Here is a 22,580-nt window from a genome sequence, read left to right on the forward strand (position 1 = left end):
TGTATAATACGGCGCAAAAGTACAAAACTTTTCTTATTTATCGGCTAAAAGTAGGGAGTAGTTTACTTAATTATATATTTAAAAGGCACTTATGATTACGTATCGCTTCGGGGAGGAAGAAGCGTACATCTTTGCCTGCCTTCAGTGACCGGCGGATGAAAGTGGATGATATTTCCATCAGCGGGGCGTCTACCGCACGGACGGTGGGGAGACTGTCTGGTATATGGATCTCATATCCTTTGCGGGGATAGACCAGGATAGGGTAGCCGGATACCAGTGCTTCCGATTCTTTCCAGCGTCCGATAAAAGCCCAGTTGTCGGCTCCCATGATAAAGTGGAACCGGCGGTCGGGGTAGGCCTGTTCGAGCGCGCGAAGCGTGTCGATCGTGTAAGTCGGCTGGGGCAGGGAGAACTCGAAGTTGCTGGCACGGAATTTCGGATAACCGGCAATGGAGGCTTTCACCAGTTCGTAACGGAGCTGGTCGTCCATCAGTTCCTCTTTTTCTTTCAGTGGGTTATGCGGAGTAATAACGAACCAGACCTCATCCAACCCTGCAAATTCACACAGCCAGTTGGCCAAAGCCAGATGACCGATGTGAACCGGGTTGAAAGAACCGGAGAAGATTCCGGTTTTCAGTATCCTGTTTTCTTTTACCGTTGTTTGAACCACTTGATAAAGTTGAATACTTGTGCACCGAAAACGATCCCGGTAGCAGAAGCGATCAGATATTCTTTATAAATAAGGCCTGCGATGCAGGTACCCAGGGCGGCTATGCCGGTCAGGGCAAAGATGTATCCCCATTTGCGGGATAATTTTCCGTTGGTACTCATGGTTATGACAGGAAGTTTTTTATTACTTCAAAAGCTTCGGCCTGTGCAGTGGCAAGATCGTCGTTCACAATGCAGACATCGAAGTGGGGGATGAATCCCAGTTCGAATTCCGCTTTCGCGATACGGCTTTCGATTACTTCCGGCGCATCGGTGCCGCGTCCTTCCAGTCGTTCGCGCAGATGAGCCACGCTGGGCGGTTGGATAAATACCGACAGGGCACGGTCGCCATAGAATTTCTTGATGTTGCAGCCGCCTACCACGTCGACGTCGAATATGATGTTGTTGCCTTCGTTCAGTTGGCGCTCCACCTCGCTTTTCAGTGTGCCGTAATATTTGTCGGTATATACTTCCTCGTATTCCAGAAACTCATTGGCAGCGATGCGGGCACGGAATTCGTCGGGAGTCAGGAAATAATATTCCACCCCGTCCTTTTCTGTTCCGCGCGGTGCACGGCTTGTCGCCGAGATAGAGAAATGCAGGTTCAGGTTCTGCTTCAGCAGATAGTTGATAATGGTTGATTTACCTGAGCCTGACGGGGCGGAGAATATAATTAGTTTACCAGCCATATTATAAAACGTTTAGTACCTGTTCTTTGATCTGTTCCAGTTCGTCTTTCATCTGAACGACGATCTTCTGCATTTCCGCATGATTGCTTTTCGAACCGAGGGTGTTGATCTCGCGTCCCATTTCCTGAGCGATGAAACCGAGTTTCTTACCCTGTCCGTGTCCGTCCTTCATCGTGCTGATGAAATATTTCAGATGGTTGTCGAGGCGGTTCTTTTCTTCGTTTACATCCAGCTTTTCGATGTAGTAGATCATTTCCTGCTCGAAACGGTTCTTGTCGTAATCCTGGTTGGCAACCTTTGTGAGGTTATCCATGATGCGGGCTTTGATCTTTTCGATACGTTCGCCTTCGTATTCTTCCACTTCGGAAAGCAGGCGGGCGATGTTGCCGATCTTTTCCTCAAACAGCTTTTGCAGCATGGCACCTTCCTGGATACGGAAGTCGCAAAGATGCTTGATGGCCTCTTTTACCGCAGTGAAAACGACTTCCCACTCGCTTTCGTCCACTTCAACGATTTCCGACTTGATGACGTCCGGCATCTTCAGTAATGTCTGGAACCAGTCGGCGGGTACATCTATATTCAGTTTTTCCGCAATCTCTTTGATCTGATTGTAGTAGCTTTCAAAAGCTGTCAGATTGATCTGCGTGGGAGTATCCTTCCCTATATATTCAATGTAAATGCTGAAATCGACCTTACCCCGTTCAAGCGATTGGAGCAACTGGCTGCGGATCTGCATTTCCTTGTCTTTGTAGATAGACGGAATGCGGGTTGATAAATCCAGCTGTTTGCTGTTGAGCGCTTTTACTTCTACGGTTACCTTTTTTGAAGGAAGTTCGGCTGTAACCTTACCGAATCCAGTCATTGATTGTATCATTGTTCTAAAAATTTGTGCAAAGATAGGGTATTCAGTTGATAGTTGACAGTTGACAGTTGACAATTATTTGGTTCTATGTATAAAAAGTTCGTTATTTTCTCATTCGTGTAAAGACGATTTAGTACTTTTGCGACCAATTAATCCGGTTGATAACCGGCAGTGTCCGATCAAAAAATACCTGCCAACTATCAACCGTCAACTATCAACTGTTATGTCTTGTATTTTAAATATTGATACTTCAACATTGGTCTGTTCCCTGGCCCTATCGGCAGACGGGGAGGTGCTTTTTGAAAAGACCTCTTTCGACGGACCTTCGCATGCCGCCTTACTGGGTGTATTTGTAGAAGAAGCTCTTGCTGTACTGAAAGCAAAAGCATTGACGCTGGATGCAGTGGCCGTCAGCAGTGGCCCCGGTTCTTATACTGGCCTGCGTATCGGCGTTTCCGTAGCGAAAGGGTTATGTTTCGGTTTTGGCATTCCGCTGATCGGTATCCATACGCTCGATATTCTGGCTGCTACCGCTATCCGTCAACAACCGCTGGCTGATGGCGGGCTGTATTGCGCCATGCTCGATGCACGCCGTATGGAAGTGTATGCCACTATCTATGATGCCGACCTGAACACTATACGTGCAACATCGGCCGATGTCGTGGATGAGCAGACTTATGCCGCTTACCTGGAAAAAGGAACTGTCTGTTTCTTTGGCAACGGTGCCGCAAAGTGCCGCGAAGTGATCGCTTCGCCGAATGCCGTTTTTATCGATGGTATCCATCCCCTGGCTGTCAATATGATTCCCCTGGCGGAAAAGGCTTTTGCTGCCGGACAGTTTGAAGATGTCGCCTATTTCGAACCGTTCTACCTGAAAGAATTCCAGGCTACGATCGCGAAGAATAAGGTGTTGGGATAACGGCGGCTCGAAAGCGGTCGTTCCTGTCTTTGCTATAAATAAAACAAAAACTGCTTATCGGGCATTTAAGCGAACCCGATAAGCAGTTGTGTCGGAATAATATTTTTTGTTATACTCCCAGTCTGGCCGCACTAGCCTGGCGGGCAACTTTCGATTCCTGTAAATGAGCCTGGATCTGATTATCCATCATCTTGTTCACGATAAACTTGCCGACGAACCAGATGGCGAGGAATACAATACCGGCTGTGATGTTGATGAGGTACATTAATACAAAGCACAGCAACCAAAGCCATTTGACGATTTTCTTGATCTTCTCTTTTCCATTGACAAAATCTACTTCGTCCTGATCTATCGGATAGTTGTAAGAGGTACGCTGTCCGGTTCCGTCCATCATAAAATTATACCGCTGGTTGTTGTAAGTGTAGTACACAAACCAGAACGGAGCCAGGATGTATTCCCCTTTCGTAGCCAGGTTGAAACTGGAAGACGCGCGGAAATTACGGATTTCCTGATCGCCGATTTGGTTGAGTGCAGCATCCTGTGCCGTGTCGTCTACCAAATCTTTCCCGTGTTTCTGCCATACTATATTGGTGTCGGCATTACGGGGAATGGTTATCATGCGTTCATCTTCATCGTTCAGCATATCACCGTCAAACTGTTTTGACATCATCACGTCGTAGGGGAACTGATAGGTGAAATTCCGGAGTTCTACCGGTAAGTCTTCACTGTCTTCATTGGCAAGGCATAAGAATGCAAAATTGCCTGCTGCATTACCGTTTTGCGGACGCCATTTCTTTACGGTCTTTGTCGAAATAGTCTTGCCGCTGTCTGTCCAGTTTCTCGAAATATCTACTTTCTGGTCTTCGTAAGATGATTCGCAGCTCCATGAAGATTGGTAAGTACCTTCAAAAAGATACATCGGCAAATAAGCACGGAACACATTGTCGGTGTTGATGGATTCGAAGATGTTCTTGGGAACGAAATCCTGATTGATCAGGGTATTCACCAAACATTTTTCAAAATCGCCTTCCTGTGTAGTGAACGGGATGATACGTTCAGGGCGAACTTCTTCTTTAGCGGTCGCCAACGGGTTCTTCATCACGGTGCCGCAACGGGGACATGTTGCTGTCGACTTAAAAGCACTGAATGAAGTGAGCGTCTGATTACATGCCGGGCACTTCACGATCTGCAATTGCATAGTTTCTGCCATAATATCAAATATTAAATGAGTTAATAAGTTAATGAGAATATTTTAATATTGTTTTTCTTTCTTCGATCAGGCCTGCCAACTGTCTGGCTAATGACGTGGATTCTTCAACATCGTCTCCCGTTATGGATTGTCGCAGGGAAGCGATCGCCTGTTCTATCTCGATGTCGATCTTTTCAGACTCTTGAGTTTGCCGCGAAGAACTGGCTTCCAACTTATCGGAACAATCGGCGATCAGTCGTTTAAGTTCCGGTTTGTCTGTTTTCGCCATCAGTCTTTTCAGGCTCATCCGCATCGATTGGTAAGCATCTATATCCTGCTTGCGTTTTTCAAGCGATTGCGCGGTGGCCTGATTCGCCCAGGCATTTCCTAAAATGAGGACTACGAAAATCAGCCAGAGAGCGGTCTGTACCACCAGCGACCAAACAGGCGATTCCATCCGGTAGATAATGAAAACCACACCGGCTATCAACTCCAGGATGAAATACGTTATGGCCTGTCCGTAGAGGACGGAAGACAGGTAGTAAGAAGCATCCCCCTTCGTTTTCAATACGGGCAGGAAGAGTATGGTGAAATACGCCACATGGATATACGCATACGAAACCCATACGGAAGTAGGATTGTCTGTGCCACTCAGCAGAAAAAACAAAGTGTTGAAGACCACCAGGAACACCAATGTAAAAACAATACGGATTAATGTTGTTTTCATAAATATGATTAGATATAGGGTATTACAATCTGCTTAATATCTCTGCCACTTTCTGGTCGTAGGCAGCTTGCGGTATCAATCCGGCATCCAGCATTTGCTTCATCTTTTGCAACGACTCCATCGGATCGGGCTGTGCCGGTGCCTGTGCGGGTTGCTGAACCTGGTTGCCGGGAAATACGGATTGGGTGATATTGGCAAACGTTCCACCGGCCGCCATGCCCATTCCCAGGCCGGCACCTGCGCTGGCTATACCGCCGGCTCCCGGATTTTCTGCAATCGTCTGAAGCATATCCATCCCCTTGATGGTGGCGTAGGCATTCCCCATCGTGTGGAGTTCTTCCACTTTGCTATGTGCGCCGATGATACGGGCTTGTGCTTCGCCTTGTGCACTCATGCGTTGCAGGCGGACAGCTTGTTCGTACATCTGGCGTTGTTCTTCGTCCAGTTCGAGACTGACGGTGAAGTCGACCAGCATGATACCGTAAGCTTCCAGTAACTTCTGAATGTCCGGCAGGCTGAGTTGTGCTATCTCCTTTTTCTTTTTCGAGCACTCCATCGAATTGATGCCGTTCTTCTCCAATACCGAAGAAATGATATCGGCAATTTCCTGGTAAACACGTTCGAACAGCTTTTCTTTCAAATGATCTATTGTGTAGCTGTTGTTGTCGCGTAACACCTTCTTAACAAAAGTTTCCGTATCGATAACGCGTATGACATAAATACCGCCGCCTCTCAACTGGGCACCGGCACCCAGCAAAGGGCATGTGTATCCGATGGGATCTATGGTACCCCAGGGAATTTCAAATTCTTCGACGGATACGAAATAAACCCGGCAAGGGAAATAACTCTTTCCGCCGGACAATGCTTCACGGAAAGACCGTATCACTGCAATGTTCTGTGTCTTCAATTCGCATTCCGTCCCACTGGGAAAGACCGCCCACTCGCTGGCGCCGTTTTCAAAAATGGCCTCTTCTCCTTTGCGGACAAGTATTTTTGAATGGGTGTTGAAGTCACTGCTGGGATGTCGCCAGGCGATAAGTCCGCGTCCCGTATTGTTGCCCTCATTTTGAATTACATCAACGAACGAATGCCCGCCGGAAGGCGATGGTACTGTAGGTCTGCTAAAAAGTCCCATTTTATATTCAATTTAGTGGTTCTATACTCCTTTTATTTTTACTAAAGTAGTTCTCTCATATCTGACAAATATACACAGATTTTATAAAAAACAACTATCACACTATCACTTTTTATTATAAATATAAGATTATTACCTATTTATAGCGTGATAGTATGTAAAATAAACTATCACTATCTATCACCATACTATCACTTTTTTATTTGCCGGAACGCCCGGTTTTTACTCCTTTTTATATGAATAATATAATAAGAAAAAATGAAATAAACTATTGAAAAACATTGTTTGTATGCAATATTTTTCTTATATTTGTAAGGAGATAAAGTTGCCGCCATCCGGGTGTCGAGGGGATTGAGACCCGGGTGTGAGCATCGTTCAGATCCGGGTGTAAAATGGGCTGAAATGCCCGTCTTGGTGAAGTTTACTAGTATTATTATTAATAAAAACTCCTTATTTATGGCACATTTCTATGTAGTCCGAGCAAAAACGGATAAGACAGGTCCGGTAGAAAAGAAGCTGTTTTATGGTGTTCCGGTTAGTACGGGACGAGTTACAACCGAAAAGTTGGCTGAAGTGATAGCCGACCGTTGTTCATTGACGCGCGGAGATGTGCTGGCAACCGTCTGCGAGCTGAGCGATGTGATTAGGGAATGCCTTAAAGACGGATATTCCGTAGAACTCAAGGATATGGGTGATTTATATCTTTCGGCTGCCAGTGAAGGATATGAGGACAAAAAGGATTGTACTCCCCATCGGGTGAAAGCGAAACGCGTTTGTTTCAGGATGAGTCCGCGCCTGCGTAAAGAAATGAAGTATTTTAAATTTGAAAGATACCCGTTCGAATGAAAGTTACACAATACCGTTATAAGAAAGAGCAACTAATGGTGCAGATCCGCAACCTGGAAGCGGTTGTGGAAACGTTGCGTTCCGACAGTCTGGCAGAACAGATTGCAGCAGTACGTAACAGGCTCTGTTTTACATTGCCTGGATATCTTAATGAATGGACTGGGAAATTGCCGGTTATCGTTTGGGGCGCCACTTATCGAAAAGAAGAGGGGCAGGTTCGGATAAAGACCTATACGGGATGTATTGTTTTGGAAGTGAACGGCTTGTCGGATATGGCAGAGGCTGCTCGTGTGCGCGAAGAAGCTTCCGCCATGCCGCAGACGTTATTGGCTTTTATCGGGTTGAGCGGCAAGTCGGTGAAGATAATCGTGCCGTTTACCTTGCCGGACGGAAAGTTACCCCGCTCGGAAGAGAAGGCGAAATTATTTCATGCGGCAGCTTACCAGTTGGCAGTCAGGTATTACCAGCCTCAGTTGAGCAGTATGGTCACGTTGAAGGAGCCGGTGCTTTCGCGGGGTACCCGGATCAGTTACGATGCCGGGTTGTATTATAATCCGGATGCGGTGGCTATCCGGATAGAGCAACCTTTGCAGATGCCTTCCGAGGGTGAACTGCGTATCGTGCAGGATGCTCCGGTCGATCCGGTCGACCGCTTGTTGCCGGGGTTGGAGCGTAACTCGCAGGTTGCTACGCTTTTCAGTGTGGCGCTGGTTGAGGTTGTCCGTAAATTTGCCGCTATCGGCGGTAACGATCTTCAGGCATTATTTACAGAGATGGCGCAAAACTGTTGCCGTCTGGGAATACCGGAGGAGGAAGCGGTAGGATGGATGCTGCGGTATGACTTGCTGAAACCTCAGAAGGTACTGATACGCAGTGTATTCCGTTCGGTTTATTTGCTGAAGAAGGTAGGGGAAGGCAAATTACCTTTGCCGGAATGTTTTTCGCTGGTGATGCAGTTGGAAGAGTTTATGTCGCGGCGTTATTATTTCCGTTTGAATGAGATGAACGGGGAGGTGGAATATCTGGATCGATCGGTTATCCAGTTTGTTTATCATCCTTATACACAGAAGGTTCGTAATACTATCTGCCTGGAGGCGCAGAAAGAGGGGCTGAATGTGTGGGATAAGGACATCGACCGGTATGTACATTCCGACCAGATCCCGTCGTATCATCCGATCGAGTCGTTCCTGGCTAACCTTCCGGCCTGGGATGGTAAACCACATATCCGGGCGCTGGCAGACCGGGTACCTAACAGTAATCCGCTGTGGCAGGATTGTTTTTACCGTTGGTTCCTGAGCATGGTAGCCCATTGGATGCAGATGGATAAGGATCACGGGAACAGTACGACGCCTTTGCTGGTGGGTGACCAGGGGTGCGGAAAGTCAACTTTTTGCCTGAACTTATTACCGCCGGCGCTCCGTCCTTTTTATACGGACAGCATCGATTTCGGCAATAAGAAGGAGGCGGAACTGGCTTTGCACCGCTATGCGTTGATCAATATCGACGAGTTCGACTCGGTGAAGGCTTCACACCAGAGTTTTCTGAAGCATGTGTTGCAGAAGGCGGTGGTCAATGCCCGCTTGCCTTATCAGAGTTCGACGCGCAGCCTTCGTCGTTATGCTACTTTTATCGCTACCAGTAATAATTTTGATTTGCTGACCGATCCGACCGGAAGCCGTCGTTTCGTCTGTGTAGAGATCGAAGGCCTGATCGATTATCTTCAGCCGGTCGATTACGGACAGCTTTACGCCGAAGCAAAAGAGATGTTGCGCCGTGGCGAGCGTTTCTGGTTTACGCACGAGGAGGAAGCTGCAATCGTGGAGAACAACCAGCGTTTCCAGCAAGTCCCGGCCGAAGAGCAATTGTTCCTTCGTTATTTCACGATCCCGGAAGATACGGAGGGCTTGAAACCTTTGCTCGCTACCGAAATACTGGATATTATAGCCGAAAAACACCCCGGTTTTATCATCACAAAAACGATGATACTCAACTTCGGCAAGCTTTTAAAGCGAAATAACGTACCGAATAAGCGGACGAATAGAGGGACTTGTTATTTTGTGGAGGTGATAATGAGTTGATTATCCGCTTGGATGATAAGTATCAATGAAAGATATGACTAATGTTTTTGTAGTTGTTAGATACAATGTAGTTTTTAGTATATCCCGGATATTGGGGGTTAAAATAATAGAAAATAACAAAGGGGCTCAAAAGCCCCTTTGTTATTATTGAAGATGATGCCATCAATAATGATGAGCATCAAGTTTAAGTTCATCCGGTGCCAGTGTCTTTCCGTTTTCAGACGACAATAATTTCCAGAATACGGTTTTCTCGCTTTCGTTGTAGACCAGTGAACCTTTGTGTATTCCGCCATCTTTAGTCGAATAGGTGATCATGACCGTGTTTCCTTCCAGTACAGCAGACTCCAGTTTCCCGTTTTCTCCCTTGTTATCTTTCATGGAAATAGAAGCTACTTGTCCTTTTTTTATTTCTCCGTCTTTGACTTTCAGACTGACAGCAAAGGTTTTGCCTGTAGAAGGATCTGGTTCTTTGGCGTACCATGTTCCGTTAAAAGCTGACTTTTGTGCAGAGGCGAAGAACGTGACTAAAAGAAATAAAACAATCAGGGTTTGTTTCATCTTACGGTTATGTTAGAATTTTAAGCTGACACCCAGATTTGCATAAGCAATTCCGTATCCAACTTCGGCAAATGCTCCGAAATTGTCAGTGAAATAGTAGCGGCCACCCACGTGAATGGAGAAACCTATTCCACTTCCGTCTGCACTACCGGTATATTTTTCGTCATATCCTTCAGTTATGGCTTTTGCTTTTACAATTTCATAACCGAGCATTAATCCTGCATAAGTGTCTAACTTTTCAATAAATTGATAATGCAGGTTTCCTCTTACACCGATCATAATGTCGTTGTATTTCCAACCGGCTTTTATCCCTTCATAATTGATTTCGTCTTTATCCGAGTAATATCCCAGATAACCACCAAGTCCGATGGAACCGTTTCCGCCAAACAGATTATCGACAATACCACGTTCGTATGATACGGCAACCGGAATACCGTTACCGACTCCTACACTGGCACTTACCATATTATCTCCTTTTTTGAAAACGTCTTGCGCCTGAATAGTTAAGACTGACATGATAAATGCGAAAAATAATAATACTTTTTTCATACAAGTTTGTTTTTTAAGTGTTTATAATTGAAAGTTATATTTTCCACAAAGGTAAATAGTTGTTTATTTGTAAATCTTGACTTAGATTAAGAAAATCAAAGTAAGAAAGATTTGTTGACGGGTTTATTGTAATGGAACAATCTGTGGTATTTCATTTTTGTAATCAGGCATACATTGCCCGATATCGGCTTTGCGGTAACTGGGATCACATAGCAGATAGCGTTTTTTGTCAAATTGTATATAAGTACCGGGGATATTCCCTTTTAAGGCAACTCCTGTTACAACGTGGTTGCTATACTTTAATAAAATAGTATCGAGTTTCAGTGTCTTGCGAACTATATGGGCAAATAAAACCGCCCGGTCTTCACAATCGGAGAAGGGATAGAAGAATGTTTCTTCGGGAAAGAACGTTTTCTCGTATCCGAATTGTTCTTCGTCTGTCTTATAAGTGAAAGTTGATTGGCAGAAATGGAGCAGATCATTTAATGTCTCCGGTACGTTTTCAAGATCATTGAATTGGTTCAGAAAGGAGAAAAGACTATCCTCGAATATAGGGTCAGCCATGGCATTTGTATAAATGGTTAAATCGGTAGAAGGGATATTTTGAAAGAAGCGGGTACGCTCTCTATTTATTGTTATGTTAAAGCTGGTATCCTGATAAGTATGGGAAATGTCGAATGAATCATTTCCCAGATCCATATTCTCTTTGATTTCCAATGAAAGGACTTTTTCGGTTTTATCTTTAAATAGAGGAAGTGTCCTGACGATCGTAGAAGATTGGAGTGCCTTATCGGTAAATAAGAAATACTTTTTTTTATCTTCATACAGAAAAGGTTGATTATAAACAGTTTCCCGGAAAGGAACAAGTAGTACTATAGTCCGGTCGATGATGCCGAGACGTACGTTATACCCATAACTGAATAATATGAAATGCCTGAACAGAGTACATACATTTTCGTCAGAAAGTTGAGGCAGGTGGTTGCAGACTTCTTTGACAAGTAAAAATAATCCCCAGTCGTTGAGTTTATGCTTTATTTTGAATGAGAAGATATCAGCTATTAGCTGATCGGTTTCTTTGCATCCGAAACTTTTCCACAAATGTCCGATCATATCTTTCCCGGTTCCATTAAGTACGGATGGGGGTGGGATATGAGTTAGAGGAAAAGTGGTACCATAAAAAGGTATGATTGCCTGGTATGTCTGTTTTTCCTGTTGTTGTGAGTTGATTTCTATTGGAGGAATAAATGTGTTACCCGGCGTATCACTTATTTTGTATGAAGTTATTTCATCGGAGTAAATAGATTGGTCCGGTAATGCATCGGGTATTGTATCCGGCTTAGGTTGGTTGAATCGATTCAGCCCTTTGTAAAGCTGGAAATCAATCCATGTTTGTTGAAGATATTTTGCGTATTCCTGTTCTCTTTGTCTTCGGAAGTCTTTGTATTCCTGACGTAGTTGTTCCAATAGCTCTCTGTCGGATTCGGATTGCTGTGCATGGATATAACTCGTACATAATATGAAACAGAGCAGTAGTCGTATTGGTCTCATGGCAATAGAAAGAATAAAAAGGTGTGTTACCTTCGCTATTGCAGGTAGCACACCTTCAGTTGATTATCTGTTTGTTTTTACTGTGCTTTTTCAGAAGTATAAATAGTTTCTACTTCGGCAGCTGTCAGTGGCCGGTCGTAGAGACGTACATTATCTATTTTCATATTCATGGCGTCTGTAGCCTGACCGTCAAGTGTACCGCCTATCTGTATTTTAGTGCTGGAATCATCATTACCGACGTTATATTTGGCGGTTAGGTTGTCCGCCAGGTTCCCGTCTATGTACAATAGTTTTTCCACTTTGTTATCCTTGTTGGCAGAAGCAGTGAAGACAATAGAATACCATTTCCCGTTTTGTAATTGTTTCACCGGGTAAGTAAATGGATCAGGTTCTATAGATCCCATGAGTGGCATACTGAAACCTTCGTGAGAAAATCCGAATTTGTTATCTGCCACGTAAATTCGCGGATAGCATTCTCCGATCCAACTTTTACTGACACCTCCGATGATGTATCCAAGTGATCCGAAATCTTTGATCCAAAAAGAGATAGAGTAGCTGTATTTACCCTTTAGCGGATTGTATGGTATATTTACTAGTTGTTCCTTGGCTGCATTGAGGAAAAGGGCTTTTCCTTTTCCGGATGGTGAGTCGGTTGTAAACTCTGGTTCGTTCAGGGCTACCCCATTCATTTTGTTTCCACTGATATCGCTTGCATCACTGTTGTCGAAAGTGTAATAGGCCAGCAGACCGGCTGTGATATTGATATCTTCGCCGGGAGTTTCCGGATCATCCGGATCGGGAGTCGTACTTTTACTTTCGGCAAGTACATTTATTTCTGCCGTTCCGGAATTGGAGGTAATGATGATTGTCGTTGCATTAGTTTTTCCGGCTTCCAGTTTGCTACGATCTATTGTGATGCTGACCGGACTTTTTTTGTCAGCGGCAGTAGTGCCGGATATAGGGTCTATATCTTTAATCCAACTGCAATCTTTTTTTATGTTCCACTGAATTTCTGTTTTTCCGGTGTTTACTACTTCGAAAGCAAGAATGGTATTGTCTTTTCCGAAGTTGAGTTCTGTCTTATTGGCTGCCAGATTGCCGGTGCCAGGTTTTAATAAGATATCGCATTGTGCCGTTTGTCCAGCGATGATGGTAACTCCGGCCGTATTGGTTTGATAACCGTCTTTAGAAACCTGTAAGGTGTACTGTCCGGCTTCCAGGTCGTTGTATTCAAAACGTCCGTCACTGCCGGTTGCTGTTTTTTTACCTCCCGGATTTAGGGTGACGCTGGCTGTGCGGATTGGTTCGCCGGTAGTTTCATCCGAAACGTATCCATGTACATTACCGTTTACTTCCGCTTCGTCTTCCGTACAGGAAGAGGTCACTCCGCAAAAAAGAATCGCAGAGCAAATCAAAATCAAATACTTAAGTCTGTTCATGTTTATAGTTGTTTATTATGTGAATTAAAAATGATAGGATAAACCGACACCATTACAATCAGGAGAGGCTACCGGATAATAGGTTATTTTGTTTTTCCGGATAATTGTTCGTTTAGCTCCGTTTGCTACCAGAGCGTCGACCAGGTTATAGACATATAGAGCAGCGGCTCCTCCTATACAGATATTCCGGAATGTAGTGCAGTTATTGGCTTTGGTAGAGTAGTTACGAATATGATCGGCATTTTGCGTTTGCCGTATTTTCTTCCTGTAATTGCTTCTCATGCTTTCGAAAGAGATAATACCTCCGGCAAGAGCTACTTCTCCTCCCATGATACATAATCCTTTGGCTGTACTGCCTTTGTATAATTGTCCCCAGCCGGGTATGATCGAACGTGCAACGGCACTGATCCCGTATTTGCGCGTGAAGCGTATCTGGTCGAATGCGGCCCGTTTGTTGCTTTCCTTCGCGATCATATATAAGGTATGTAAACTATATTTACAGGAACCGTCCGGATAACAGATGTATTCCCAGTATTCGTCTACTTTGTTGTAAATGATTTTTTGAGGCTGGCTTTTTATGTCATAATTATATTCGAAGTAAGACTGGATATCTTCTTTGTCGTTTACCATATCTGATGTGGTACGTATCCGTATTTCGCCGGAAATATCCATTTCCTTTTTAATATATTCGGACAAGTCTGTCAAACTGTTATTGCGTGCCTGTTCCAGCGTCGATGATTGATTGACGATGGTGCGATAATAAAAAGTATTGTTTCCAGGGATAGGAGGGTTGTCCATCCATGATGGACGGATATTTTCGGAGTGCCCGGTTGTTTTTTGTGCCTGTATGTTGGTGAATATGGTTAACATGCAGATTAATAAGACTATTCGATAAGTAAAGTTATTCATGCTGTGAGCGTATTAGTTGAGTGCAAATATATTTCTGTTGTTTCAAATAAATCTTAATATAGATTAAGACTCTTATCTTATTATTTTCGCTTCTGTATTTTTTAATGCCGGCATAGCCATCCCTATTCCTGCATTAATATAGCTCGGATCACAGATCATATATCGTTTGCCATCTATATCCAAATGGTCCCCGGGTATATTTTCATCGAAGCAAACAGCTGTAGCTATATGTTGAGGGTAGTCCAGTAGAACTACGTTCAGATTTAAAAGTGTACGTATTAAGAAAGCATATAGTACGGCACGGTCTTCACAGTCGCAGGCCGGATAGTAGAAACATTCATCGATAAAGAATGGTTTTTCGAAACCGAATTGTTGCTGATCTGTTTGGTATTTGAATGCCGTTTGTACGAAATACAATAGAATACCGGCAGCTTCTTTTGTTGTTTTCCCGTGAATAGCTTTCTTTAAGGATGGAAGAACCGAAAGGCTTACTTCCTGACTGGCCGGTGCTTTCAGGTAAACACTAAAATCACATTGGGGATACTCTTTATATAAATCGATCAGAGATTTATTTGTATTTGCATTTATAGTGATCTGCCGGTTTGAATAAACCCGGGAGTAAAGAGTCTCTGCCGACATTGTTTGTCCGGGTAATATATACATACTGACTTTTCGACTGGACAGGTCGAAATCTTTTTGGAAAGTATAAACCGGTTGACGATTATATGTTTCGTAGCCAAATATAAAATATTTCTCATTATCAATGTTCAGGTACATTTTATTATAGAGCATACAATCAGTGGGAATAAGTAACACCAGCTGATCGCCACTGCGTCCGCATCTGACTTTATATTCCGATTGGCATAAAAGAAACATTTGTATGATAATTTTTGAATTGTTGTCGGATTCTCGGCATAACTTGTCGGCTAACTGGCGAATGAACAGGACATAGGCCCAATCGCACCAGTGGTTCTCTTTCTTCATTTGAAGAGAATGGCGTATAAAAGGTTCATACGTGGTTTGACTGAGTGACTCCCAGGCATAAGCAATCTCTTTTTCCGATATGCCGGATAGGATGAACGGCTCTTTCAACCATTCGTCTTTCTCTTGTGCGGAACTGGGATTATTAACTGGTCTGTCGACAACTTTCGGAATATCGACCGGTTTATATCCCGGGTGCTTCTGTGTGAATAGAGGTTCTTTAGGACTTGGCTTGGCAGGTCGTTCTACCGGATTTTCCTGATGATAACCAGTCCAGTCTTTCTGTAGAAATTTAGAAAAAGCTTCATTCTCTTTTCTTCTGAAGTCTGCGTATTCCTGTTGCTGTTTCTGTGCAAAGTGTATATACTCCTCTTGAAGGGATTGTCCCTGGAGAATAGAAGTTGTCAACAAACATAAGAAGTATAAAAGAGGATGAAGCCGTTTCATTATTTGTGAATTGTAAGATGGTTATTCTGTTTTGCCCATTTCTTCTTCAAAAAGTTTTTTAAACTTCTCGTATTCAAAATCAGTTCTTAGTGTTTTGTCTTCCTGTATGTTTTTCACAATATCCTTTAATAGCTCATTGTTGGCTAATTCAACGGCAACGTACACCTTATAATTCCCTTCCGGGCTTTTCATGGTTTGTTCGCATATAGTGCGTACTCCGTTTAACTTCCTGTTGACTACTGTGCGTGCCATTTCTTGAAAACGCCTTTTACTTTCATCATTTTCTCCGTTCTGATAAGATGAGATATAATCCTCTGTTAATATTTTAACTTTAGCTTCGATCGCTGTCGCTATTTCCGATCGTGCAGAAGATAATGCTTTTTTCTTGGCGATATTCATATCTGTCGATAATCCCATAGCACTGGCACGTACATATTCGTTGTTCGTCGAATAGTTAGAACCAGAACAAGGTACAATTATTTCTACATCACCTTGAGGGAGTGGTTTGGAGCTACCACAAGCAGTAAAAGTTGCTATGGAAATTGATGTTGCTGCCAGTAAATAATAGATGTTCTTCATATTGTTCTGTATTTAATTAGTATGATTGTTTATTATACTTGTCGTGTTTTGCCGTTTTGTGACAAATGTATAGCTCTTATTTGTGATAAATCTTGATATAGATTAAGATATTCTAGCGATGTGTGTTGTTATATTTGTCTTGAAATTCAGGTGTTGAAACTATTTGCATGTAGATTAAAACAGATAACTATGACTGGCACAATAAAAAAAATTATATCGGAGATAATCAGAAAGGAATGTGAGCGGTATCGGCTTATTGAATGGAAGTTACTTTCATCGGTAGAGGAGGAAACGGATGTTTTGTGTTCTTTGTTGCCGCAACCTCCGGATGATGCCTGGGAAGATCGGGAGAAATTCAGGCAGTGGAGGAGGGGGCTTCTGAATCTTTTTTATTCAAGAATGGATTATGCAGGTTTTATTCGGAAGCAAAAAGATATGGAGCCATTTCTACGCTATCTGTTTTTTATGAGAAAGCGAATAGTTGATCGTTTGTGGCAGGATAATATCTCGCCGACTATTGATGCTGACTTGGCAGTCCCTCCCCATACTTTGGCCTATAAACTTTCAAAAATGATATCGAAGGATGAAAACGTCCTTTTGTTTCGTGCGTGTGACTCCATCAAGTCGCCCTGGGATTTGGAAGATAGGTGCGAAGCAGCTTGTAATAAGCGTTATCCTTTACCTTTGAGGGGAGTATTCCATTATCTGGAAAAGGAGGATGAAGAGTTATGGTCTGTTATTTATTTGTTAGTTAAAAAGATGGCGGAATATATTGTATCCGGCCATCTTTTCTCCCAACAGTATAAAGAGGAGACTATTGCAGATGTGTGGAGTGATGCATCGCTGTTATTACACGATAAGACAGTTGCCGGTTTACTTCCGGTGTTTGAAACGGCTACCCATTTCAGGCATTATATTAGCCGTATTTGTATAAATAAGTGTTATGAAGCGGAGCGTAGGAATACGGCACGAAAAGAAATACTCTCATTGGATGATCCGGCTGTTATGTCTGACGTAATCTTTCAACCGACCGATATAAGTTATTTGTTTGAGGAAGGTATGAATAGGGGTAATCCTCTTTGGGGAGTAGATATACAAAACGAATATGAGGTGAAATGTGCTTTTTTGACAATCTTATGGGATAGGTGCGAACCTTGGTATAGCAGACTGGTTTGTGGTATGGAGAATAAAGTGGAAGCTTTGCAATTATATTATATCGAAAAAAAGACCTATCGGGAGATCGCAGTAATAGTAGCCCCCGAATTATCCGGTGATGAGATCCGAAAAATGGAGGTTAAATTGCGTCAGGATGTGTCGCGGGTACGTAAAATATTGAAAGAGCGTTTTCTGGAAATGCTGTTGAAAGAAGGAAAGGAGGATTTGAATGGATACATGTAAAGAGTATAGAGAGGAAGATTTACTGGCTTATTTGAAAAATAAGATGAGCTGGGGGGAAACGGAAGATTTTCAGTTTCATTTAATCCATTGTAAAGTGTGTCAGGATACTTTGAAACGCATGAGATTGATGATTGAGGAAGAAAGTACTCCTGTTGTAATTCGGTTTGAACGGTATAAACCGTATAAATGGTATGCTGCGGCGATAGGCTTGCTTATAGTTAGTTCAATTGGAAGCTATCTGTTTTTCAATATTCCGGAAGGAATGGATCATCATTTGGATATGGATAAGATGCCGGTATTTCACGCTACCGATTCGATAGGAATAAATTCGGATAGTATACGTCAAAAAGATAGCATACAGGTTTGGGATAGTTTACAGATGAATTCTTCTATCCACCGATAACTTTGGCTTCCCTGGTTTGATCTTATTTTAGATTAAGAAATATTTGTTGACAGTTCTCTAACTTTGTAAATAAACAATGCCCTGGTTTTTATCGGCTTTTGGCTAATAAAGGTTCTTGAGGTGTTTTTGTTAATCTAAACTGTCACAAATAATGGCTTTGTGTCAATTAGAAATAGTAAGTATTATCTAAAGGATTGATGATTGATCCAACAAAAGCCAATAAAGAGGAATATGGAAGACTTATACGATGAAACCTATAATTTGATGTGTCGCTATTTGAGAGAATATTATCCGGTATCTGATAAATTGTGTGATGAATTATTCGACAAGTGTCCTTTTGTTCACTTTAAAAAGGGTGAACTATTTGTCAGTGAAGACTGGGAATGTCATAATATCTATTTTATAATGAGAGGGTTCTGCTCTTGCTTCTATGTAAAGGACGGTAAGGAGTATATACTTCATTTTTTCAAAGAGGGCGATTTTGGAATGTTGTTTCATACTTTCCTTTCTCGTCAAAAGGCATTTTTGAATTTGAAAGCAACAGAAGATACACTTGTTCTTTGCGTTAGCCGTGATAATTTTGATTATTTTTGGCATGAATATCATGATTTTGTATTGCTCTTCTATAAGGTTTTTGAAAATTACGCAATAGAGCGTGAAGAAATGTATTACCTGATGCGTAGCAACTGTGCGGAAGACCGGGTAAAACATTATAGTGAAACACATGAGATTCAGCATTTGATGAAACATGTGCCCCAATATTGTATAGCTTCCTATTTGAATATGACTCCCGAGACTTTTGCCAAGATATTGGCTCGTCGGAATAAAAATATATAAATAACATAAATAGTTTTTTTCTATCGAAACAGGCGTTTCTCTTTTGATTATATCCTTTTTCATGTATCTTTGTATTGAATGCAGTGTCTGATGCAAAGAGTTGCAAGGTCTGCAATATATGAATAAACGAGAAGCGTTTAAAAAATATTATCCTCATTTTGGAAATCTAGACACTTTCTAACGATGGTAAGGATAGTAGGCAGCAAACGCTCACGTTTCTTTTCTTGTTAATTACATACATTGTTTTGTATGATCAAGATAAAGGGCGTGGGCTGTTGTTTATACTTATCATCGTGGGCAGTCTAGAGCCTCCAGAATGAGTGTAGATTACAGTTCCTGCGCCTTCTTTCTTTTTTGATACATCCACTCCGGGAACTGATGGATACCAAACAGTCAGGCTTATGTATGAATATTTGAAACAATATTATCCGGTATCTGACGAGCTTTGTGAGGCTTTGTTAACCTGCTGCGAACAAAAAGAATTTTCTAAAAAGGAATTGTTGATCTCTGCCGGGTCAGCGTGTAATAATTTATATTTTATATCGGAAGGCTTTTGTATATGCTATTTTGAAAAGGATGGGAGAGAGCATGTTGTCCGTTTCTTTAAAGAGGGCGATTTCTGTACCTCGTTTCATGGTTTTCTGGGGCATAAGAAGTCTTTCCTTTGTGTGAGGGCAAGTGAAAAGACAACAGTTCTTTGTGTTAGCCGGAGGAATTTTGAATATTTGTGGAAGAGTTTTGACGATTTTGCCTGTCTAATCTATGCCATTCTGGAAAAACATGCCATAGAGTATGAGGAGAAGTATTTTAGGATGAGGAGTCTGTCTCCGGCTGAGCGCATCCGGTATTATATAGAAAATCATGAGATTCAGATGCTTCTCAAAAGAGTTCCCCAATACCTGATCGCCTCTTATTTACAGATGACGGCAGAGCATTATGCCAAGCTGCAAAGCCAGCTTAATAAAAGATAGATACTTTTCTTTTTAAACTAAATAACATCTTGTGCTGTTTTAACCTAATACAATATAAACAGAAATTGCAGATAAGGTATGAAAAAGAAAAATCTATGGCTGGTCATCGGTGTAATTATTGCTATTGTCCTACTGATGGTATGGTTGTTTGTGGGAACGACGCTGGAAGAAGTCACTAATCCTGAAACAGATCCGATGATGATCGAACAGAATGTTTAATAGAAAGTACGAGTAAATAAAAAGGGACTGTATCGTTGTTGATACAGTCCCTTTTTGAGTATATAATCTGATTGATTATCCGAGGAATCCTAACAAGATACCGGCTGCAACGGCAGAACCGATCACACCTGCTACGTTCGGACCCATAGCGTGCATCAACAGATAGTTGCTTGGGTCATATTCCAAACCTACTACCTGAGAGATACGTGCCGAGTCGGGTACGGCAGATACACCGGCATTACCGATAAGCGGGTTGATCTTGTTACCTTCTTTGAGGAACAGGTTGAAGAATTTAACGAACAGGATACCGGCACAGGTTGCGATCACGAAAGATAATGCACCCAAACCGAAGATCTTAACCGAGTTTAGTGTTAAGAATTGAGTAGCCTGCGTAGAAGCACCGACAGTGATACCCAACAGGATCGTGATCGTATCGATCAGCGGGCCGCGGGCTGTTTCAGCCAGACGACGTGTTACACCACTTTCTTTCAACAGGTTTCCGAAGAACAGCATACCCAGCAAAGGCAGACCGGAAGGTACCAGGAAACAAGTCAGCAACAGACCGATAATTGGGAAAATAATCTTCTCGGTAGAAGATACAGCTCTCGGCGGTTTCATGCGGATCAAACGTTCCTTCTGCGTAGTAAGCAGTCTCATAAATGGTGGCTGGATAATTGGTACCAACGCCATATATGAGTAGGCCGACACCGCAATAGCACCCATCAGGTTCGGAGCCAGTTTTGAAGATAGGAAGATAGCCGTAGGACCGTCAGCACCACCGATAATACCGATAGCACCGGCCTGGTTCGGTTCGAATCCCATCTGAAGAGCAATAATATAAGCTCCGAAGATACCGAACTGGGCAGCAGCACCGATCAACATCAGCTTAGGATTGGATATCAAAGCGGAGAAATCGGTCATGGCCCCGATACCGAGGAAGATCAATGGTGGATACCACCCGGAGGTTACACCCTGGTAGAGGATGTTCAGTACAGACCCTTGTTCGTAGATACCTACCTGAAGTCCTGCATCTTTGAAAGGAATATTACCGATCAGGATACCGAATCCGATAGGGATTAGAAGCATGGGTTCAAACTCGTATTTTATCGCAAGGAATATAAAAAGCAAACCAACCAGTAGCATAACGAGATGCCCCGGAGTTGCATTATATACTCCTGTGTAGGTGAGGAACAACTGTAGGTTGTCACCCAGGAATGACATAAAACTCTCTTGCATACTCTTATCCGATTACAACGAGATCGGCACCTTCCAGTACAGAATCCCCTTTATGTACTTTAATTTCAATAATCTTTCCGTCGCGGTCTGCGTTGATGTTGTTTTCCATCTTCATAGCCTCGAGAATAAGTAGAACCTGTCCTCTCTTGACAGTATCGCCTACATTACATTTCAATTGCAGGATCACGCCGGGAAGCGGAGATTTGATGGCACCCTGTGTGGTAGATGCAGCCGGCCGGGTAATAACTGATTCGCCACTGGGGGTAGTTGGAGCCTGTGCCGGACGTTTCAGAGTTACCATTTGTTTTTTTGCCGGTTTTTCCATCTTTACCTGATAGGGAGTACCGTTTACTTCTACTTCAGCGATATCGTCAACCACTGAATTGATGTGTACTTTATATACGTTACCGTTGATGGTATATTTAAAACTTTTCATTCTTGTTTGTTTTTAGAGATAATTACTTTCTGGGTACATCACGTAAGCTATAGATCTTCGAGCTCCACGGGGAATAAGTACGGGCAACTTTACGAATGGTGAGGACAGTGTTCTCAACATCGTGGTTGTCGTCGCTCATTTCATACAAAGCAGCGGAAATTGCTGCAAAAACTTCTCCTGATACTTCGTCCGGAGCGCTGGCTGAAACCGGAGCACCGGCTTTCTGAGCGTTACGTTTGCTAGCTGCGATAGCTGCTTTACCTACCTGTTTAAAGATAAGGAAGAGTAGGAGTAATCCGAGGAACACAACAGCCATAGCTGTAATGGTCATACCAATACCTAGAGAATCGTTCGTTTTGAAGTTTTCAATCTTTTCGTTAGAGTCTAACGTCAGGTTGTTTGTGCTGGGAGTAACTTTTGGAAGTATAGCCCATTCTTCTCCTCCGTCGATTATTCTACCATAGCTAATGTCACTTTTTTGTGCAGCCGGAATAGTAATTTCATCGATCAGTGTTTTACCGTCAGCATCGTATAGACCGATATAATTCTCTTTGGACGGATCTAATGTGAAGTTGACATGGAAAGTACCACGGCTCGGTTCTCCGTCAGCCCAGAATAATGTATGCTGACGGGGTGGTATTTGAGTAAGTACATCACCCTTTGGAATCGGATATTTTTTCGGATTGTTTTTGTCATCTGTCAAAAAACATCCTGCGATATTAACCGTTCCGGCAGAAGTATTGAATAATTCTATCCAGGGGTGGCGTTTGCCATAGTCGTCAACGAAATTATCGTCGTTGATGACCAGCACTTCATTTATTCGCATGGAGGCTGCACGCTGCGCCTGTGCCCCGAATGAAACGAGCAAAACGAACAGCAGCAATACTCCAAATCTTTTTTTAATCATATTCATTTTC

At 42.8% G+C, this 22,580-nt stretch carries 25 protein-coding genes; 8 read left to right on the forward strand and 17 right to left on the reverse strand.

Annotated features, from left to right (window positions below):
• Positions 1 to 70: 70 nt before the first annotated feature.
• From nadD to HMPREF1212_RS04715, 4 genes are read right to left on the reverse strand one after another with little or no spacing between them, the layout of a single operon-like run.
• Complete coding sequence (nadD, locus tag HMPREF1212_RS04700) at positions 71 to 670, reverse strand: nicotinate (nicotinamide) nucleotide adenylyltransferase (protein ID WP_046148595.1); 600 nt, start codon at positions 668 to 670, stop codon at positions 71 to 73.
• Positions 652 to 831: a hypothetical protein gene (locus HMPREF1212_RS04705; RefSeq protein WP_046148596.1), complete on the reverse strand. Its 180-nt coding sequence runs from the start codon at positions 829 to 831 to the stop codon at positions 652 to 654. Before HMPREF1212_RS04705 ends, nadD begins: the two co-directional genes overlap by 19 nt.
• A 2-nt stretch (positions 832 to 833) precedes the next feature.
• Positions 834 to 1,397: a guanylate kinase gene (gene gmk, locus HMPREF1212_RS04710; protein WP_046148597.1), complete on the reverse strand. Its 564-nt coding sequence runs from the start codon at positions 1,395 to 1,397 to the stop codon at positions 834 to 836.
• Position 1,398: 1 nt separating this feature from the next.
• The gene (locus tag HMPREF1212_RS04715) at positions 1,399 to 2,271 is read right to left on the reverse strand and encodes a YicC/YloC family endoribonuclease (protein WP_046148598.1); all 873 of its coding nucleotides are present in this window, start codon (positions 2,269 to 2,271) and stop codon (positions 1,399 to 1,401) included.
• Positions 2,272 to 2,482: 211 nt separating this feature from the next.
• Between HMPREF1212_RS04715 and tsaB the strand changes: the two genes are divergently transcribed.
• On the forward strand, positions 2,483 to 3,178 hold the full coding sequence (tsaB, locus tag HMPREF1212_RS04720) for a tRNA (adenosine(37)-N6)-threonylcarbamoyltransferase complex dimerization subunit type 1 TsaB (RefSeq protein ID WP_046148599.1): 696 nt from the start codon (positions 2,483 to 2,485) through the stop codon (positions 3,176 to 3,178).
• A gap of 109 nt (positions 3,179 to 3,287) precedes the next feature.
• Here tsaB and HMPREF1212_RS04725 read toward each other — a convergent pair whose 3' ends face one another.
• Genes HMPREF1212_RS04725 through HMPREF1212_RS04735 form a run of 3 tightly spaced genes read right to left on the reverse strand, consistent with a single transcriptional unit; the run spans position 3,288 to position 6,229 of the window.
• Positions 3,288 to 4,388 carry a hypothetical protein gene (locus tag HMPREF1212_RS04725; RefSeq protein ID WP_028727621.1) on the reverse strand — a complete coding sequence of 367 codons (1,101 nt, stop codon included), beginning with the start codon at positions 4,386 to 4,388 and terminating at the stop codon, positions 3,288 to 3,290.
• A gap of 28 nt (positions 4,389 to 4,416) precedes the next feature.
• The gene (locus HMPREF1212_RS04730) at positions 4,417 to 5,094 is read right to left on the reverse strand and encodes a hypothetical protein (RefSeq protein ID WP_046148600.1); all 678 of its coding nucleotides are present in this window, start codon (positions 5,092 to 5,094) and stop codon (positions 4,417 to 4,419) included.
• 22 nt (positions 5,095 to 5,116) lie between these two features.
• Positions 5,117 to 6,229 (reverse strand): SPFH domain-containing protein, encoded by a 1,113-nt coding sequence (locus HMPREF1212_RS04735; protein WP_046148601.1) that lies wholly within the window; start codon positions 6,227 to 6,229, stop codon positions 5,117 to 5,119.
• Between the two features lie 456 nt (positions 6,230 to 6,685).
• On the opposite strand from HMPREF1212_RS04735, the gene HMPREF1212_RS04740 reads away from it, so the two are divergent.
• Positions 6,686 to 7,075, forward strand: a complete 390-nt coding sequence (locus tag HMPREF1212_RS04740) for an HU family DNA-binding protein (RefSeq protein WP_028727618.1) — start codon at positions 6,686 to 6,688, stop codon at positions 7,073 to 7,075.
• On the forward strand, positions 7,072 to 9,153 hold the full coding sequence (locus HMPREF1212_RS04745; RefSeq protein ID WP_046148602.1) for a BT4734/BF3469 family protein: 2,082 nt from the start codon (positions 7,072 to 7,074) through the stop codon (positions 9,151 to 9,153). Before HMPREF1212_RS04740 ends, HMPREF1212_RS04745 begins: the two co-directional genes overlap by 4 nt.
• A gap of 162 nt (positions 9,154 to 9,315) precedes the next feature.
• Here the strand turns inward: HMPREF1212_RS04745 and HMPREF1212_RS04750 are convergent, their stop codons facing one another.
• From HMPREF1212_RS04750 to HMPREF1212_RS04780, 7 genes are all read right to left on the reverse strand, one after another.
• Entirely contained in the window at positions 9,316 to 9,711 is a 396-nt protein-coding gene (locus HMPREF1212_RS04750) for a hypothetical protein (RefSeq protein ID WP_028727616.1), read from the reverse strand.
• A 12-nt stretch (positions 9,712 to 9,723) separates the two neighbouring features.
• Positions 9,724 to 10,260, reverse strand: coding sequence for a porin family protein (locus HMPREF1212_RS26235; RefSeq protein ID WP_052349822.1), 537 nt, complete (start codon positions 10,258 to 10,260; stop codon positions 9,724 to 9,726).
• Positions 10,261 to 10,383: 123 nt separating this feature from the next.
• Positions 10,384 to 11,808: a hypothetical protein gene (locus HMPREF1212_RS04760; RefSeq protein WP_157316948.1), complete on the reverse strand. Its 1,425-nt coding sequence runs from the start codon at positions 11,806 to 11,808 to the stop codon at positions 10,384 to 10,386.
• A 77-nt stretch (positions 11,809 to 11,885) separates the two neighbouring features.
• On the reverse strand, positions 11,886 to 13,247 hold the full coding sequence (locus tag HMPREF1212_RS04765) for a carboxypeptidase regulatory-like domain-containing protein (RefSeq protein WP_046148604.1): 1,362 nt from the start codon (positions 13,245 to 13,247) through the stop codon (positions 11,886 to 11,888).
• A gap of 24 nt (positions 13,248 to 13,271) precedes the next feature.
• A complete protein-coding gene (locus tag HMPREF1212_RS26240; protein WP_052724915.1) occupies positions 13,272 to 14,117 on the reverse strand; it encodes a DUF5683 domain-containing protein in 846 nt (281 codons plus the stop codon).
• 111 nt (positions 14,118 to 14,228) lie between these two features.
• A complete protein-coding gene (locus HMPREF1212_RS04775; protein ID WP_052724916.1) occupies positions 14,229 to 15,584 on the reverse strand; it encodes a hypothetical protein in 1,356 nt (451 codons plus the stop codon).
• A 21-nt stretch (positions 15,585 to 15,605) separates the two neighbouring features.
• On the reverse strand, positions 15,606 to 16,163 hold the full coding sequence (locus tag HMPREF1212_RS04780; RefSeq protein WP_028727613.1) for a hypothetical protein: 558 nt from the start codon (positions 16,161 to 16,163) through the stop codon (positions 15,606 to 15,608).
• A 189-nt stretch (positions 16,164 to 16,352) separates the two neighbouring features.
• Here HMPREF1212_RS04780 and HMPREF1212_RS04785 point away from each other — a divergent pair, with 189 nt between their 5' ends.
• The 5 genes from HMPREF1212_RS04785 (at position 16,353) to HMPREF1212_RS27100 (ending at position 19,991) form a co-directional block, all read left to right on the forward strand.
• Positions 16,353 to 17,561, forward strand: coding sequence for a hypothetical protein (locus tag HMPREF1212_RS04785; protein ID WP_046148605.1), 1,209 nt, complete (start codon positions 16,353 to 16,355; stop codon positions 17,559 to 17,561).
• Complete coding sequence (locus tag HMPREF1212_RS04790) at positions 17,548 to 17,964, forward strand: anti-sigma factor (RefSeq protein WP_046148606.1); 417 nt, start codon at positions 17,548 to 17,550, stop codon at positions 17,962 to 17,964. The genes HMPREF1212_RS04785 and HMPREF1212_RS04790 overlap by 14 nt, the downstream gene beginning before the upstream one ends.
• A gap of 231 nt (positions 17,965 to 18,195) precedes the next feature.
• Entirely contained in the window at positions 18,196 to 18,801 is a 606-nt protein-coding gene (locus tag HMPREF1212_RS04795) for a Crp/Fnr family transcriptional regulator (protein ID WP_046148607.1), read from the forward strand.
• Between the two features lie 401 nt (positions 18,802 to 19,202).
• Positions 19,203 to 19,772 carry a Crp/Fnr family transcriptional regulator gene (locus HMPREF1212_RS26245; RefSeq protein WP_028727609.1) on the forward strand — a complete coding sequence of 190 codons (570 nt, stop codon included), beginning with the start codon at positions 19,203 to 19,205 and terminating at the stop codon, positions 19,770 to 19,772.
• Positions 19,773 to 19,850: 78 nt separating this feature from the next.
• Complete coding sequence (locus HMPREF1212_RS27100) at positions 19,851 to 19,991, forward strand: hypothetical protein (protein WP_165359855.1); 141 nt, start codon at positions 19,851 to 19,853, stop codon at positions 19,989 to 19,991.
• 75 nt (positions 19,992 to 20,066) lie between these two features.
• Here HMPREF1212_RS27100 and HMPREF1212_RS04805 read toward each other — a convergent pair whose 3' ends face one another.
• Genes HMPREF1212_RS04805 through HMPREF1212_RS04815 form a run of 3 tightly spaced genes read right to left on the reverse strand, consistent with a single transcriptional unit; the run spans position 20,067 to position 22,570 of the window.
• A complete protein-coding gene (locus HMPREF1212_RS04805) occupies positions 20,067 to 21,227 on the reverse strand; it encodes a sodium ion-translocating decarboxylase subunit beta (protein ID WP_028727608.1) in 1,161 nt (386 codons plus the stop codon).
• 4 nt (positions 21,228 to 21,231) lie between these two features.
• Positions 21,232 to 21,663: a biotin/lipoyl-containing protein gene (locus tag HMPREF1212_RS04810; RefSeq protein ID WP_028727607.1), complete on the reverse strand. Its 432-nt coding sequence runs from the start codon at positions 21,661 to 21,663 to the stop codon at positions 21,232 to 21,234.
• A gap of 22 nt (positions 21,664 to 21,685) precedes the next feature.
• On the reverse strand, positions 21,686 to 22,570 hold the full coding sequence (locus HMPREF1212_RS04815; protein ID WP_046150231.1) for a lamin tail domain-containing protein: 885 nt from the start codon (positions 22,568 to 22,570) through the stop codon (positions 21,686 to 21,688).
• Positions 22,571 to 22,580 lie beyond the last annotated feature (10 nt).

This window comes from Parabacteroides sp. HGS0025, assembly GCF_000969845.1.
GTDB lineage: Bacteria > Bacteroidota > Bacteroidia > Bacteroidales > Tannerellaceae > Parabacteroides > Parabacteroides gordonii.